Origin of the sequence: Nostoc sp. (assembly GCF_036917515.1) — a bacterium.
Classification (GTDB): Bacteria; Cyanobacteriota; Cyanobacteriia; order Cyanobacteriales; family Nostocaceae; genus Nostoc.
Genome location: NZ_JBALDE010000099.1, coordinates 1 through 16293, shown reverse-complemented (window position 1 = coordinate 16293; position 16293 = coordinate 1). Strand labels below are relative to the sequence as shown.

Annotated in this window: 16 protein-coding genes and 1 tRNA gene; 5 read left to right on the top strand and 12 right to left on the bottom strand. The window is 40.2% G+C overall.

Annotation, left to right across the window (positions count from 1 at the left end; genetic code table 11):
* Nucleotides 1-157: 157 nt before the first annotated feature.
* The 4 genes from V7K89_RS11525 to V7K89_RS11510 all read right to left on the bottom strand — a co-directional run bounded on the left by V7K89_RS11525 (nt 158) and on the right by V7K89_RS11510 (nt 1769).
* Nucleotides 158-520: a hypothetical protein gene (locus V7K89_RS11525; RefSeq protein WP_334764246.1), complete on the bottom strand. Its 363-nt coding sequence runs from the start codon at nt 518-520 to the stop codon at nt 158-160.
* A 189-nt stretch (nt 521-709) separates the two neighbouring features.
* Entirely contained in the window at nt 710-1021 is a 312-nt protein-coding gene (locus V7K89_RS11520) for a hypothetical protein (RefSeq protein ID WP_335187199.1), read from the bottom strand.
* Nucleotides 1022-1023: 2 nt separating this feature from the next.
* Nucleotides 1024-1311: a hypothetical protein gene (locus V7K89_RS11515; protein WP_292739819.1), complete on the bottom strand. Its 288-nt coding sequence runs from the start codon at nt 1309-1311 to the stop codon at nt 1024-1026.
* Between the two features lie 35 nt (nt 1312-1346).
* A complete protein-coding gene (locus tag V7K89_RS11510) occupies nt 1347-1769 on the bottom strand; it encodes a hypothetical protein (protein ID WP_335187197.1) in 423 nt (140 codons plus the stop codon).
* Between the two features lie 1002 nt (nt 1770-2771).
* Here V7K89_RS11510 and cysK point away from each other — a divergent pair.
* The 4 genes from cysK to V7K89_RS11490 all read left to right on the top strand — a co-directional run bounded on the left by cysK (nt 2772) and on the right by V7K89_RS11490 (nt 7015).
* Nucleotides 2772-3731, top strand: a complete 960-nt coding sequence (gene cysK / locus V7K89_RS11505; RefSeq protein ID WP_335187195.1) for a cysteine synthase A — start codon at nt 2772-2774, stop codon at nt 3729-3731.
* Nucleotides 3732-4414: 683 nt separating this feature from the next.
* Nucleotides 4415-5110 carry a LabA-like NYN domain-containing protein gene (locus V7K89_RS11500; protein WP_335187193.1) on the top strand — a complete coding sequence of 232 codons (696 nt, stop codon included), beginning with the start codon at nt 4415-4417 and terminating at the stop codon, nt 5108-5110.
* Nucleotides 5111-5210: 100 nt separating this feature from the next.
* A complete protein-coding gene (locus V7K89_RS11495) occupies nt 5211-5921 on the top strand; it encodes a response regulator transcription factor (RefSeq protein WP_292725822.1) in 711 nt (236 codons plus the stop codon).
* 5 nt (nt 5922-5926) lie between these two features.
* Nucleotides 5927-7015, top strand: a complete 1089-nt coding sequence (locus V7K89_RS11490; protein WP_335187191.1) for a sensor histidine kinase — start codon at nt 5927-5929, stop codon at nt 7013-7015.
* Between the two features lie 298 nt (nt 7016-7313).
* On the opposite strand, the gene V7K89_RS11485 is transcribed toward V7K89_RS11490, so the two are convergent.
* The 3 genes from V7K89_RS11485 to V7K89_RS11475 all read right to left on the bottom strand — a co-directional run bounded on the left by V7K89_RS11485 (nt 7314) and on the right by V7K89_RS11475 (nt 10434).
* Nucleotides 7314-8195 carry a succinate--CoA ligase subunit alpha gene (locus V7K89_RS11485; protein ID WP_335187189.1) on the bottom strand — a complete coding sequence of 294 codons (882 nt, stop codon included), beginning with the start codon at nt 8193-8195 and terminating at the stop codon, nt 7314-7316.
* Nucleotides 8196-8612: 417 nt separating this feature from the next.
* Nucleotides 8613-9839: a succinate--CoA ligase subunit beta gene (locus tag V7K89_RS11480; RefSeq protein WP_335187187.1), complete on the bottom strand. Its 1227-nt coding sequence runs from the start codon at nt 9837-9839 to the stop codon at nt 8613-8615.
* A gap of 442 nt (nt 9840-10281) precedes the next feature.
* A complete protein-coding gene (locus V7K89_RS11475; protein ID WP_335187185.1) occupies nt 10282-10434 on the bottom strand; it encodes a hypothetical protein in 153 nt (50 codons plus the stop codon).
* Between the two features lie 53 nt (nt 10435-10487).
* Here V7K89_RS11475 and V7K89_RS11470 point away from each other — a divergent pair, with 53 nt between their 5' ends.
* Nucleotides 10488-12236, top strand: coding sequence for a hypothetical protein (locus V7K89_RS11470; RefSeq protein ID WP_335187183.1), 1749 nt, complete (start codon nt 10488-10490; stop codon nt 12234-12236).
* A gap of 349 nt (nt 12237-12585) precedes the next feature.
* On the opposite strand, the gene V7K89_RS11460 is transcribed toward V7K89_RS11470, so the two are convergent.
* The 5 genes from V7K89_RS11460 to rsmA all read right to left on the bottom strand — a co-directional run bounded on the left by V7K89_RS11460 (nt 12586) and on the right by rsmA (nt 15986).
* Nucleotides 12586-12657 (bottom strand) — tRNA-Gly (locus tag V7K89_RS11460).
* 170 nt (nt 12658-12827) lie between these two features.
* Nucleotides 12828-13433 (bottom strand): sporulation/spore germination protein, encoded by a 606-nt coding sequence (locus V7K89_RS11455; RefSeq protein WP_335187181.1) that lies wholly within the window; start codon nt 13431-13433, stop codon nt 12828-12830.
* Between the two features lie 189 nt (nt 13434-13622).
* Nucleotides 13623-13949, bottom strand: coding sequence for a DUF3082 domain-containing protein (locus V7K89_RS11450; protein ID WP_335187179.1), 327 nt, complete (start codon nt 13947-13949; stop codon nt 13623-13625).
* A gap of 150 nt (nt 13950-14099) precedes the next feature.
* Entirely contained in the window at nt 14100-15053 is a 954-nt protein-coding gene (gene ispE, locus V7K89_RS11445; RefSeq protein WP_335187177.1) for a 4-(cytidine 5'-diphospho)-2-C-methyl-D-erythritol kinase, read from the bottom strand.
* Between the two features lie 90 nt (nt 15054-15143).
* Nucleotides 15144-15986, bottom strand: coding sequence for a 16S rRNA (adenine(1518)-N(6)/adenine(1519)-N(6))-dimethyltransferase RsmA (gene rsmA / locus V7K89_RS11440; RefSeq protein ID WP_335187175.1), 843 nt, complete (start codon nt 15984-15986; stop codon nt 15144-15146).
* Nucleotides 15987-16293: the final 307 nt, after the last annotated feature.

The following is a 16293-nucleotide window of genomic DNA, read 5'->3' as shown; positions in this document are numbered from 1 at the left end:
ACTTGTGTTGATACTTTGTATTCACCGTAGGTGCTAGTTATTCTAGTGAGCGACAGGTTTGTAATAAGCACTAAAGTGCTTAAATATTTGAATTTGAGGAATAAAGTCCTCTCTACAAAAGCATTTACCCCTCTCAATTAATGAATGCGATAAATCACTAAGTCGCAACCCACTGTAACTCCAACCATAGACGTGGGTTGCTCTCTTTGACCTTCGACATCGGATCGCGCAATAATCGCTTGGCATTCATGCAAACAACCTGGATTAAACCCATATTGTCTGCTACTTCTCTGAGTATTTCTTTTTGAGCTTGTACACAAGAAATCATTTCGTCAGAGCAATAAATTCCTATATATTGCAAACGTCTAGCAGGTCGTCCCCAAAAACAGGTGATGACTTTCACATAACACCCATCCAGCAATTCTCCAACTTGCGGGTAGTAATGGTTGACGACTCTTGTGAATTCTTTGGCTAAGATATCTTCAGCAATCATTGGAACTGATATTTCTGTAGCGTCCATCACGCTATTTAATATAACATAACTTTATCATTTAAATCTAATAAAATCGTCTATTAAGCTTAAATAAAATATTAAATATTACATAAAAAAAGAGATGTACCTCATTCAGTATCACCTCATATTTGCGTAAAGCATCTTTTTATTCAATGATATTTCATTGAATTATAATTTGTAAACTTTTAATTATTATTACCGAGCATTGCGTTCACAAACTAAGACCTCTGCTATGATATCCGGTACATTTACGACGTCTGTAAATCCTTCAGAACCAAGGATTGGTGAAATAAATGTATAGTTTGGATCGCACACTCCATTGTCATATACTTGAATAAACCACCTATCAGGAAATCCTTCTATACCTAATTCCACAGTGTACCAACTCTCGCCAATCAAACGAGAGTTAAAGATTGTGAACCACTCTCTATTCTCTTCTGAAATATTCCAGTCTGCCATCAGCAGTTCTAAAGCTATTTGTCCCGCATCCGTTGAAGTCAACAACATTTTTACTCCTTATTTGCAACTTCAGGATTTGCAACTTCAGTATTGGGAACTTCTGGGTATAAACCTAACTCTTTAGCTAGCTCACGCGCCACAAAAAATAAAAATTGGGCACCATCTTGATTGCCTTCATGGGCAAACATAGTTGCTACTTGTAACATTGTTTCTACTAAACCGGAATCAATCAATTCCGGCTTAGATTCCAAAATTTCTGGTTCTTGACCATTAGGACATCTAAGTAACTCATCAATTAGATTAAAATATAGGCTTTGGCGTTGTTCTTGGTCTGTCATGGTAATTTTCTTGATTTTAGTAAATTGTGAATAAGTTACTGTTCGATACTTTGGTGCCACAGTCTTTCCAACATTTCAACTTGTTCTTTTAAGACAGCAGTACGATGAACAAGATATCTGTCGTAAAAAAGAATCCCTAACCCAACACAAATCGGGGTTAACAGGAAGAACCATTGCAGGATAGTGGCAAATTTATATTGTTCAGCAACAGTCAACATTTGATGAACCACATTACGATCAAAGGATTGAATGCTAGTCTGAGGGGAATGTGTACCCTCTGTCTGGGGAGCCAAGGCGGGAGCATTTGTAGTTATGTTGTTAACTTCACAAGCTAAATTATGAGATTTGACTAACTCCAGATGTCGTTCCCAAACGATGCCAAATACTATTAGTTCTGGTGAAAGCACTGCTAAGGTAACAACGCAAACTGTGAGAATATTTAAAAGTTTGGCTTTCATCTTGACTCTCCCTTGCTAGGTAGTATACACCCAGTAAGAAAATATCTTTAGCTGTTTATCTAAAGTAGTTATATATTTCTACCTTTCAAACAGCTATGATATGAAAATATGTGTAATCAGTAATTTTTACAATCGTTAGTTTTCAGTTATTTTTCTCATCACTACTGACTACTGAAAAGTTACCAAAATTTTCACAAATATAGATTATTCAGTTAGAAGTAACGTACTTAGATTGGAGAATCTAGTTTCATCCTACTCTCAAAAGAGAGATTAAGAAGTCCCCCCTAGTTCACTAAGCTTGCGCTTAAGAATGTTGGGGGGTAGAGGGGAATCTCTGCGTAAATCCTATACGATTTATATCAGCCGCTCTCCACAAAACAGTTTACCCCAGCCCTGTTAAGATTATTAAATTCATTAGAATAGTACTCAAAGCCTATAAGCCTTACCTAATAAGTATTTAAAAAATTCATTGGGGTATGGGTGCTAGTATTTTTCGCACAAGGTTCTAGTTTTTCCGAGGTAGGGTTCTGGTGTTTTTGCACTCAACTTTAAAGCAATGTCAGCAATAGTTAAAGACTATTTACGATAGAATTTTTGACTGAGAAAATCTGTACTCAAAATAAAAGTCCAATGTCTCTTGCTAAAGATAGACTAAGAAATCAAGAAAAGCAATTAAATATTTTAAAAATCAATTATAATTTCTTAACAAAGTAAAAATTATTTATATATACAGAATTGCAAAAATTGAATCTCAGCCCAAAAGACAATAGTCAGCAATTCCAAATGGTAAAATAGAATAATGATAGATAAGCTAGCCTCTTCTCAAGTGAGAAGCAATGGGAATATCTAATAAAAGTTCTTCCTAAGCTTTCATATTGTGTGGTTTAGTTAGAATACATACTATATGCACTCATTGGCATGAAACGGCAAAATAAATACATCAAAGCTTATTGTTACAAGTAAATACTCTGTACTAAGATTTAGGATTTTAGGAGTTAAATAATGCGGATTGCTCAAGACGTAACAGAATTGATTGGACGAACTCCTTTAGTTCAACTGAACAAAATTCCTCAAGCTGAGGGAGTAGTAGCAAGGATAGTTGTTAAATTAGAAGGGATGAACCCAGCGGCTTCGGTGAAAGACCGCATCGGGTTAAGTATGGTACTCTCGGCAGAAGCAGCTGGCTCAATTTTCCCAGGAAAGACCATTTTAGTAGAGCCTACTTCAGGTAATACAGGAATTGCTCTAGCGATGGTAGCAGCAGCACGTGGCTACCGTTTGATTTTGACGATGCCAGAGACTATGAGTCAAGAACGACGGGCTATGCTTAGAGCTTATGGTGCTTCTTTGGAGTTGACACCAGGCATTGAGGGTATGCGGGGAGCAATTCGCAAAGCCGAAGAAATTGTAGCTAGTACTCCCAATGCTTTTATGCTGCAACAGTTCCGCAACCCTGCTAATCCCAAAGTTCACCAAGAAACCACTGCCCAAGAAATTTGGGCAGATACAGACGGGGAAGTAGATATCGTCATTGCTGGGGTAGGTACTGGTGGAACGATTACTGGGATTGCAGAAGTACTCAAACAGCGCAAGCCGACTTTTAAGGCGATCGCAGTTGAACCCAGCAATAGCCCAGTCCTCTCTGGCGGTGAAGCCGGGCCACATAAAATTCAAGGTATTGGGGCTGGATTTATCCCAGATGTCCTCCGCCTAGAATTGGTTGATGAAGTAATTAGAGTCAGCGATGAACAATCGATCGCCTATGGGCGACGTTTGGCAAAAGAAGAAGGCTTATTGTCTGGCATATCCTCTGGTGCAGCTTTGTGTGCTGCAATTCAAGTAGGTAAACGTCCAGAAAATGCTGGACGTTTAATCGTGATGATTCAGCCTTCCTTTGGCGAACGTTACCTCAGCACACCCATGTTTCAAGATTTGTCTCTAGAAACTGCTGCGGTGCGTTAAAAAGACAGGGGGGCTAGAGATTAACAAACCTCCCTGTCCTATCATTTAACTCTTACATAAATTAAGGCAACTTACCTTTTGAGGTGCGATCGCATATCACATTACATTACTAGTACAGCGGGCGCATAAATAAACTACCCCTTCCAAATCAACGAAACAGTTATACTGCATTCGTTTTGAATTTTAAATTTGGAATTCAGGCTTGCGGTACTACTGTTTTTAACTCCTTGACATTCCCACGGCTGCGTAAATATTGCTACGCTCATTCCCCTTAAAAGCCGTGGTATTCTTGTGCGGAACTTGCCTATGTTGGGTTGCCCGGATTATATGTCTTATAGTTCATGCTTACCTAAACTATAGATATGGGGCTTCTGAGTTGAGTGCAATAATATAGACCTAATAAGAACAGCCCCTAACCTTACGAAAAGATTTATTTTCTCCAAACTCTTGCTGTCTCAGTAGGTAAAGATTAACATATCTGTGGGCAGAGGCAATATCTTCTTAAATCAACCCTAACAGCAGTGAAAACCTTGGGCTGTCTATTTTAAATCTTGTTTAGCACCAGTTAAGCTTATCTGCATATAGTGACTTAAGACCATTACCTGCTAGGTTATAAATCAGTACAGACTATACTATAGACAATTTACTCAAAACTCTTTCCAGCTTTAAAATCAGAGGTATCAATGATTATAACTAATTTTAGCAAACAAAGAAATGAATTTAAGGAATCTAAAGTACTCAAAACTAAACCACATTGGCAAGGGCAAAATTTGAGCGATACTGCTGTCAAAGGTAAAGATACCAAGATGCAAGATCCTGCACCTGATAGTTTGATTTTGAATAACTTAAATCGCGGTCGAGTTGCTATTTTTATTGATGGCTTAAGCCTGTTCCATACAGCCTTACAACTCGGCATAGAAATTGACTACGTTAAATTGCTTTGTCATTTAACCAGTGGTTCCAGACTGTTGCGTGCTTTTTTCTATACTGGGGTTGATATCAGTAATGAAAAGCAACAGGGTTTTTTATTGTGGATGCGTCGTAATGGCTATCGCGTAGTGGCAAAGGAACTCGTTGTCCCAAGCGAGAATTTCAAAAAATCAAATCTGAACGTAGAAATTGCTGTAGATATGATAACTTTATCTCCTTACTACGATACAGCGGTTTTAGTCAGTGGCGATGGAGATTTAGCTTATGCTGTAAACGCTGTCAGCAGAATGGGCGTTCGAGTGGAAGTAGTCAGTCTGCAAACAACGACTAGTGAAAGTTTGATTGATGTTGCGGACTGTTTCATTGACCTCGATAGTATTAAAGTACACATTCAAAAAGATTCTAATCTTGGCTATAGTTATCGCACAGCGTCAAACTCAAACCTCTAATTAAAAAGAGGCAAAGAGTGGGAGACACAAGGAGGCATAAAAGATATCTCTGTGTCTCCGTGTCTTTGCTCTACCCATTTTGCTCGCTCCTATATTTCAGATGGATATTTTAATAGTTGAAGATGAACCAGAAATTGCTCATTTAATCGAACTCTCTTTAGAAAAAGAAGGATTTTTTTGTCGCACTAGCCGCGATGGCATGAATGCTTTGCGGATGTTTCAAGAGCAACCACCTGATTTAATCATTCTAGATTTAATGATTCCTGGTTTGGATGGGTTGGAAGTTTGTGCTCGAATTCGCCAGAAACCAGGTGTCAAAGATCCTTACATTTTAATGCTTACTGCTAAGGGTGAAGAAATTGATCGCGTCATCGGTCTATCTACTGGTGCTGATGATTATATGGTCAAACCCTTTAGCCCCAGAGAGTTGGTAGCTAGGGTGCGGGCACTATTACGACGTAGCCTCCGCCAAGGGGGACAACATCAAGTCAATCGTACCCAACACTTTATTGTCGATGTAGACCAGCGCACTGCCAGTCGCCAGATGAATTCTCAAGAAGTTGAAATTTTGGACTTAACTACCCTAGAATTTAACTTGCTAACCACCTTTGTCAGTAATCCTGGTCGAGTTTGGAACCGCACTCAACTAATTGATAAACTTTGGGGAGATAATTTTTTTGGTGATGAACGAGTTGTAGATACTCATGTAGCTCGGTTGCGAAAAAAGATTGAACCCGATCCGGCAAATCCTACTTTTATTAAAACTGTTGTTGGGGTGGGCTATAAATTTGAAGATCCTTTGGTAGCGTAAATATTATGAAGATGGGGCTGAGAGGGCGCCTATTTTTCTCCCACTTAGTAGTAATGATCGTGGGGGTAGCTAGTCTGGTGAGCATCAGCAAAATCTCTTCCCCCCGCTTGTTTGTCTTGCATTTGGAAGGATTAGAAAATCAGGGGTTCGACTTAATCGATGTCCGTGCTGAATTGGTGACAGGATTTGAACTTGCTTGGCAGCGAAGCACTCTTTGGTCAGTCTTAGTCGGCACTACCGCTGCCGGAGGATTGAGTTACTGGGTGTCCAGACGGATTATGCAACGATTGACCGAGATGGAACAAATTACCCAAAAATTTGCTGCTGGTCAGATGGATGCACGGCTACCTGTGTCTGACATTCCAGAACTTAGTGGACTGAGTACCAGTTTCAACCGAATGGCAGCCAGTTTAGAAGGTGTAGAAGCGCGGCGGCGAGAAGTGATTGGAGATATGACCCATGAATTACGAACACCATTAACTGTGGTGCGCGGTTATTTGGAAGAACTGGCTGATGGGGAAATTGAAGCATCTCCTGAAATCTATCGGCGTTTAGCTAAAGAAACTCGACGCTTAGAGCGATTAGTGAACGATTTACAAGAACTATCTAAGGCAGAAGCTGGTTATCTACCAATTAATATCCAACGGGTAAATTTACGTCCGTTGTTAGAGTCATTAGTAGAGAAATTTACTGACCAACTATTAGAAGATGGGCCAGTTCTGTTTTTGCAATGTCCATCTGTGCTACCTCTTGTATTGGCAGATATTGACCGCACAGAACAGGTGCTAGTTAATTTGCTAGGTAATGCAGTACGTTATACTAACGAAGGTTCAATTACCATTAGTGCTGGGACTGAAGCATCTCAACTCTGGATTGCGGTTAGTGATACAGGTATTGGTATCGCTCCAGAAAATTTGCCTCATGTGTTTGAGCGTTTCTGGCGAGCTGACCAATCGCGCGATCGCCATTCGGGAGGTACTGGTATTGGTTTAACTATTTCCCGCCGTTTGATTGAATTACAAGGCGGTCAAATTCAGGTAGAAAGCGAATTGGGAGTTGGTAGTAGGTTTCGCTTTTTTTTGCCTTTGGCTTGAGTTGAGCCATAAAACCTTGAAATCTCAGGGATTGACACAAGGTAGTCATAGCTGTGTCATACCCAATTGCTAATTTGAAAGTATCCAAAATTTTAGCTTGTTGATGGATGCCGAGATTTTGGAAGTGCATAGAGTATAACATTATGTCTACTTTTATTTTGGCTGCTTTTTTGGTTAGTTTACTCAGTGCTTCGGGTTACGCTGCGATCGCCTACCTGTTCCCTCAAAATCGTTCCCAAGACTGACCAATTAAAATAATTCGTAATTCGTAGTTAAGAATTGAATTACGAATTGGTAATTAGTTAATTTCCTTTCGCAATAATTCTGGAATTTGAGAAGGGCGTTCAGCTACTGTCACTTTTGCTTCTTTTAAAGCAGCTAATTTACTTTGGGCTGTACCAAAATTCGGATCGCGTCCGATAACTGTTGCTAAAGTCCCAGTTTGACGCCAACTTTTTCCTGGTGGTGCTTGTTTACCTGCAATGTAGGCAATTACTGGTTTATCAATTGCCTCAGCAATGTATCGTGCTGCTGCTTCTTCACTACCACCACCAGGTTGACCAACTAAAACGATCGCTTGTGTGGTTTCATCCTCATCAAGAATTTGCAGCCATTGGAGAAAGGAGGAACCGACGATCGCATCACTACCAATACTGACACTAATCGACTGCCCTAAACCTGCTTTTGTTAATTCGTAGGCAATTTCGTAGGTGAGGGTACTGCTACGACTAACGATCCCCACTGTTCCAGGGGTATAAAATTCGCTGGGTTGAGTTCCTAAGAGAATTTTTCCTGGTACAATGATCCCCGGACTATTTGGTCCGATTACCAAAGTTTCATAAGCTTCGGCTTTGCGGAGTAATTGCACCATATCCAAAGGCGGCACACCAGCAGTAATAATAATAATCTGGCGAATCTTAGATGCGATCGCTTCTAATGCCGCATCTAACACATCATAAGGATCTACACAAATAATTGTCGTGTCAATTGCCCCAAATTGTTCTATTACCTCTTCTACCAAATCAAATACTGGCAGTCCATGCAGTTCCTGTCCGCCGCATCCAGGATTGACACCAGCTACTAAATTCGTGCCATAAGCTTTCATTTGAGCAACATGATTGCCTGATATAAATTCACAAAAGCCTTGAATTAACACTTTACTTTCTGGCGTTAGGTTCATAAAAAATTACCTTCAGTTTGGCAACCAGTGCCTTCAACCACTGAGCATAGAAAGACACTTTTACAGTGTCCTATTGATTCAAATGTTACTGAAATTTCAAAAACTAGTCTTGAAGCTGAGTGTTCCAAAAGTGAGAAAACCCGTTTCTAGCTAGGAATATTCAGGTTGAATGCATTATCTAATTTAAGTAGAACGATGCGGAAAAACCAAACTATATTAAGAAAAATTAAATAAATTCAAACCCTCTTGCCTCCTGCCTCCTGCCTCCTGTTTTATCCCAACGATAAATATTCACACCGACCTACTTAGCCCCAGGAAGCAAAGCTGTACTTGATTTGAACATCAAATTTAAAAATTTATACCTGACGGTAAAAATTAATAATTTTTGATTTTTGAATTGTCACAAAATGACATTTACTATCTTTTCTTAGCCGTTGGTTTAGCAAGACGAACTGCTGCCGCCACTGCCTCATCTAAATTTTCTACCACGAGGAGCGCGTCGCTATGGGTTTTTAGTGTTGCTAAATATTTTCTCGCAGTGTTAAATTCAGAACCAGCAAGACGGACAACTAAGGATGGAAAATTAAGCTCTTGCCGAACTTTACTACCATTAGAACGTACAACCTGTGATTGAAGTTCGCTGTTGTCTGGCTGCACAACTCTAGCTATAACTTCAGCCACTTCCTCAGTTTGTGGAATGCTACCCAGAAAGTTAATTAGTATTACTTGAATGCTTTGATCAGCCTCCAGCATTTTCAAACCTGTTTCTAGGCGATCGCGGAAGGTAGTTGGTGTAGTATCTGTAAGAAAAGCATGACGTAGATTCAAACAAACACCTGGATTGCCACCAGCATTCCCAACTAAATCTAAAGTTGCCATCACTGAACCAGTACCATTACCTAAAATACCGATTTTTCCATGCATTTGTACACCATCCCAGTCGCCCAAAATACCATTGATTTCAGTACTGGTATGACGACTGATAATTTTTGCTGCCATCTCGGTCAGATCAGGATGACGCTTGATCGACCGTTCGTTGACCCTGACTTTACCATTAAGAGCCATAACTTGACTAGTAGTACTAACTGCCAAGGGATTAATTTCGACTAAATCCAGGTCTTTTTGGACAAATAACTCGTACATCTTCTCTAAAACGCTGCTTACCGACTGCATTAGCGTCCCTTGCAAACCCATTTTCAAAGCCAATCGTCGCGCATAAAATGGCGAGAATTCTTGTTCTACGACAACGTAGTGCATTCTTTCCCCAGCGGATTCCCAATCGATGTCTGCTTCTTTGCAACCTAAAAGTACCGGTCGGCAGACAGCAGTATCTAAAACCACCGCTAAATAAAATTCCTGGTTGGCGTCGTATTGAGATTCTGCCAGCACAACTTCCGGCAATTCGCCCCATATTGGTAAACTAAAAATATTTTGAGCTGCTGCGATCGCATCGATAGTTGTTTGGGCAAACCTGACTCCACCCGCTTTTGCCCGTTCCGCTCCGTGGACTTGAGATTTCAGTACAATTGGAAAGCGAATTTTTAACCGTTTCAAATCTGTAGGATGGTCAATTCGTTGGGAAGGCAATACCGGAATGCCTATCTTCGCAAACCATTCTTTAACTTGGTACTCTAATAAATCCATTGATACACCTTGTATTGACACTTTCCAAGCTTTTGGTTAGTCCTGTCTTAATATTTTGCAGCACCTTTATTGCAGAATTAACCTTTTTGCAGCTATAAAAACTTATTTTTTACGGATCAATTCTATCGAATTCAGCAAATTCAGCATATTAATTTCGATAGCCAACCTGTTTGTAGCTCTGCTACAACAGGTAATTAATTTTCTCAGCAAGTTTCCCAGCATAGAAGATAACTAGCATTTCTGTCAAAACCCTCTGACATAGCATGGTTTTCTTAACCTCTAGATAATTTGGCAACAATTGCTTGCAACTAGCATTTTGCAAAGCAGTAGCTATTGTGAATTTAATTGTTGCAAAATAATCCAGTGAAAATACTCAAATCTTCTATTCTTCCCATTTTTTATTTGTAATTTATATCTGAAGACAGATTATTTAATTTTGCATCTAGCTGTGTAAAAATGTATCGCCACGAACAATAATTACTTTTTTAACTTTTGGTGAAAAGTCAGAATTTGTGTTAGAAAGTTGGTCGTTCAGATTCTCAGGCTGTGGTTGATTAAACTGTGTATTTGCATTCAACAAACCTAAAAAGTTCATTTCATCCCCTTAAAGATAATCAAAACAATATAGAAGTTCAGCGGGAAAGCTCTATGAAAGTAGCAGTCCAGCAGGAAGATTTACAGCTTTTAGCCAAAACTTTGCAAGAACAATTACTTGTAGAAGTCTCAACCGCTGAAGTCTTAGAGGTTAAGTGCGTCGTCAATAAAGACGAGCTAATGATTTTAACGCAACACGCGTCAGATGTAATAGTTGACGCTCAACTAATTTTTGCAGTCATTGAGGAAGTAATTCAATCTCTAGCACCCCACAAAGAGCAGCGGGTGCAATGTTTCCTCAGAGTTTTTGGCGAACAACTTCCTTATACTAAATGTTTCTTGGCGTTGAAGCCGACTGAAGGATGGGTCGCAGAAAAAGATGAGGAAGCAGAAGAAGATAAGGAAGTAATATCCTCCTCATCGTCTCTGACATCTTCTCCATCAATCAATCAGAGTGAAGAAGAAGAACTGTTTGACCCGTTTGCAGATGTGCCGAGTTTGTCGGCTTCAAAGCCAGGATTCCAGGTCAAACCTATCCTACTGGGTGCGGCGTTGGTGGGAATTATAGTTTTGGGCGGTGGTGCTTACTTATTGACTCGCCCTTGTGTAATGTCTGAGTGTAAAGAAATACAAAACGCCGAGCAATTAAAAACAAAATCTCCACAGCTGATGCGCCGCGCCAAATCTGAAAAAGAATTAGTAGCTGTACAACAGCAACTTGCAACAGCCAGTACAAACCTGAATGTAATTCCTAGTTGGTCGCCTCGTTATCAGCTGTCACAGGAACTAAAAGCAAGTTTGTCTGGGCGAGCAGAAAAAATCAATCAGGTGGTTAAAGCTTTGCAAACGGCATCTTTGGCGACACAAAAAGTTCAAACTCCTGCATCTAGCTTAGAGGAATTACAAACTAGGCAACACTTATGGCAACAGGCTATAGCGCCACTAGAAAGTATAAGTTCCAGTAGTGAACTCTATGGGTTGGTGCAGGGTAAATTACTGAATTATCGTGTCCGTTTGCACGCTGTAAATCAACAAATATTTATTCAGGAAAAATGGCTGAAAAAACTAACTGCAGCAAAAGTTGTAGCCGTTGCAGCCGAGAAGCGCGAAGCTACTGCTAAATCCTTGAATGACTGGCAAAAGGCGCAGTCTACTTGGCTGGTAGTAATTAATACCTTGAATACTATTCCCCGAAATAGCGTTGGATACCAAGAAGCCCAAAAGCTGTTGGTAGATTATAAACCTAAGTTAGTATTAGTACGTGATCGCGCTACTAAAGAACAATTAGCTGTTAAAACCTACCAACAGGCCCTTAGCACTGCCAAGCAAGCCAAAATTTATCAACAACAAAACCAATGGCAAGCAGCAGCGATATATTGGGATCAAGCTTTGCAAACGGCTAAAAAAGTTCCCCAAGATAGCTCGTATTACACTCAAGCTCAGTCTCTCATCGAACCCTATTCAGCTGCGCTCAAACAAGCACAAGAAAAATTACAAGTTGTTAGTAGTTTGCAACAAACCCGCACTGACTTGGATAAGACCTGTACTAATGGAATTCGGATTTGCACCTTTAGCATGGACAATGCAGGAATTATTGTCCGGCTAACCCCAAAGTATGATCAAATAAGGCAAAATAACTTGGCTAATCCTTATTCTAAGAATTTGGATACTGTTGTTGACGTTACCAATCACTTGCAAATCTTGCGGGAAGCCCTAGCCGTAATTGGTGATAATGCCAATCTGTCCCTTTTTCTTTATGATTCCCAAGGTCAGGTAATTTATACGCGGACTTTAGGCGGGTAAGTAGAATACCCATTGAAGTATAAAGGATGAATTAGTACATTATCCCTCATCTGTCACTTTCCGGAGTGAGCTAGTAGTAAATAAGTGAAATCGTAGTTATTTCCCAGTATGTTATCGCTCTTTTTTTCCGATAAACTATTTCTCTGATATATCTGGTTTCTGATTTTTGATTACTAAATGTTCTGGAGAATTTACACCATTTATTCGCCCTACCGCTCTGTAAGGAAAATGGCGATCGCATCAGTGGGTGAAGATAACAGATTTTAGACAATGACTTCACAATAAACCTAAGCAGTTGCCCAACTATTGGGTGATATTTCCGTTGATAGTGAAAAATTACAGATTTTAAAGCGGGCGATGGGACTCGAACCCACGACGTTCACCATGGGAAGATGACATTCTACCACTGAATTACACCCGCAAATTGCTACCATAAACCTCTGGCTAAAATTAAGCATACCACTATTTACAGCTATTTTCAATTGGCTAGAACATACACCATTTTGACAACTGCTGATATATGAGTCCTGTGGCTGTTCAGATTAGGAAATTTTTTAGCTAGCTGATGACGCCACTTACTACCATATTTAACTAAAGAACAATGTCCTCGCCTCGCTCGGTGAAGCGAACCTCTTTAATATTCCATTGAGCATTACTCGTTAAGGTTTTGCGGAGACTGCCAAACAGAGCAAACTGTTCACAACTAGAAAGAGAAGTTATTTGCCGCTTTGACTCAGGAGATATGCGTAAATCAACTGTAGCAATGCCATTTTTGATGTTGACACGATACCCAGACAAGCTAAAGTCGCTAGTATCTCGTTTTTCTAATATTTTACTGACTACATTTATTACTGGTTCCTCGGCTGGTACTGAAACCTTTTGGGGAATTAGTTTTTGACATTGGGTATCACTTGTGTATAGTGTAGCGCTAATAGTTTTGCCAGTGGCAACTTTAGAAGTTGATGAGGAAGGCTTATTTTCCTTAGAAGATTCTTGATTAGGAGATTTTTCTCTCAACTGAGCTACGCTAGGAATTTGACTCGGAGTCTGAGACGATAAGCTATTCGTCGGTGCTGTATTAGGGGATAGCGTTCCGCTGTCAATATTACTCACGATGGGATTAGAACTACAACTGCCGAGGCTGACAACTATTGTCACAAAAATAAGGCGTAAAAAATATCTCTTGATTGTGCTCATAAATTTTGCTTATAAATAATGTTGCTGCTATCAATTTCAGTGTCACTGGTATCAATTCCGCATAAATTTGTGAATATTAAGCCAGTCTATAAAGTGTCAACCCGAAACCTGTTAAAGTCAAGAGTTATAATATAAGGGGTAAATCGTGCTACCTTATGTGCTTTTAGATTACAGATTAAAAGCAAATTACTAGTTTTCACTACTTTTTTGCTTGGTCAATTGCTGAACTAATAATTGCAATCCCAAAGCCAATAAACCAATTGCCACTATACCAAAAATTCCGCTACCTAAAGCAACGACACCAACAACCAGAGTGCGGACAGCAGAAGAAATCTTTACTACCAATGGATTGATTGAATGGATCGGTTTAGTAGCAAAATTTGTCGCGATCGCAATCATCAGCGAATACGCTGCAAATCCCATTCCTCCCGAAATCACTGCCCCTGTCAAACAGCGTAACGGACTCGTTGTCACCTGTTTAGCATCTGTTTGGGGCGTTAGATTTTGGTCATTCATAATATTTAGATTTTAGATGTTAGATTTGGGATTGGAGCATTAGGAATAATTATTGTTCTCTACATCTTTGCGTTTTTTTAGCAATTTGAACTATGCAACTTCAAAGCTGATCAGCTTATTCCTCATACTCCATTAACGATAAAGATTTATTTAAACTGAGGATGCCACCTGAATACCATGTGTAATTGTTCGAGTCACAAATAATTCTAAGTCTTCATCAAGAATTGCTTCCCTGACTTGCAGTTTAACTTGTTCTGCCTGCTGTTGAGACTTAAAAAGAGCAAATACTGTTGGGCCAGAACCAGACATCATTGTTCCTAAAACACCTTCTTGATTTGCAAACACCTCTCGCAGTTGCAAGACTTGAGGATATACTGACAATACCACCCGTTCTAAATCATTGTGCAGCTTTTGGGCAATCTCTCCCGCATCTTTATCCAGGATAGCTTTTACTATTGCTTTTGAATGAACTGCATTAGCACGTGCTACCAAACTGTCGCTATCTCTAATATAAGAATGACTAAACTGCTGCCGATAGGTTTTGTATGCCCAAGCAGTGGAAACTTCCAGGCTGCGGTATTTTGCTAACACTATATACATAGTATCCAAATTTGGCAGCAAAGAAAGTTGTTCACCTCTACCTGTTGCGATCGCAGTTCCACCCGCTATACAAAATGGTACATCTGAACCAAGTGTACCTGCCAACTCCTCTAATTCTGACTGAGTTAGCCCCAACTTCCACAGTAAATCTATCCCTACCAACACAGCTGCTGCATTTGTCGAACCCCCAGCCAACCCAGCAGCGACAGGAATCTGCTTGTTGACGGTAATCTCCACGCCTCCATATTTAGCAAAGGCTTGGGGAAATTGCCTCACCATTAATTCTGCTGCGCGGTATGCCAGATTACTTTTATCTGTCGGTACTTGTGGATGGTTGCAGCGAACACGGATATTGTCAGTGCTGCTCGAACGCACACCAATTTGGTCTGCAAGACCAATACTTTGAAGTATCATGGCTAACTCGTGATAGCCATCGGGGCGATCGCCAATAATTTCTAGATACAAATTGATTTTCGCAGGGGCAATTAGGCTATAAGAACGCATTTTCTAGAAGTGGGGAATAGGTAATGGGGAATGTGGGGCCCCCTCTGGGGATAAGGGGTAATGGGGAATGGGAAAAATCTGTTTTGTTCCCTACTGCTTACTCCCCACTCCTAATTCATTTGCTAGAATTACCCATTGCTGAACGCTGAGGTCTTCAGCTCTAGCTTGGGGGTTTATTTTTAATTGTTCCAGTAAGTGGCTTAAGCGATCGCGTTCTATAACTGATTGCAAATTATTTCGTAACATTTTGCGCTTGGCACTAAACCCCAACTTTAAGAAATTCTCTAGCTGTCCGGGATTAAGCGCTGGTATTTCTATTTTTCGGGGACGCAATCGCACCACTGCCGAATCAACTTTTGGCGGTGGATGGAATGCGGCCGCTGGGACTGTGCAGATTAACTCACACTCAGCTAAATACTGTACCCGCACACTCAACGCTCCAAAAGCTTTCGATCCTGATTTAGCATATAACCTTTCTGCTACTTCTTTTTGTACCAGCAATACTATTGAGTCAAATGGTTCGGGATTAGGATTAGAGATCGTACCCAGTAGTTTCTCAATGATTGGCCCTGTAATGTTGTAAGGAATATTGGCTACTACCTTATTTAGCTTTTGGAAATTGGGAAAGGCTGCCAGATAAGATGGTAAATCTAGAGTAAGAAAATCGCCTTGCAGGAGTAAAAAATTTTCAGTCTTACCAAGCTGCTTTGACAAGAGTTGGCATAAGTCGCGGTCTATTTCAACTGCAACCAGAGATTGCACTAAGGGTAATAAGCGACGAGTCAGAATGCCAGTTCCAGGCCCAATTTCTAGGACGCGATCGCCTTTGAGGGAGCGATCGCTTTCTGTACACTCTGCTGCTTTAATAATTGCGTCAAGTGCCTTTTCACTTTTGAGCCAATGTTGAGCAAAGACCTTACGCGGTCGGATCATCTGTATTTCTTGCCTAGTCTAGTTTTTAGCTTTTTCTCAAAAATTCATTATAAATTTTGAAGTTCCTCTACAGCGCTTGACTCACTGTAACGCCTATTTTGTCTTCCAAACGCTCTACGAACGTAGTGATGGCGATCGCGTAAAAGTCAAGCGCTCTCGCGCCGAAAATGAACGGGGTTAAGCGATGTACCGAAGCTGTGGGATTAACTGATTGTTATACCAATTCTCTAAAAGCTGGCTACAGATAGTGCCTCTAAAATATATTGCCTTCGGGCAATAGATGCAATAATTGGTTTGGTTAATTTGC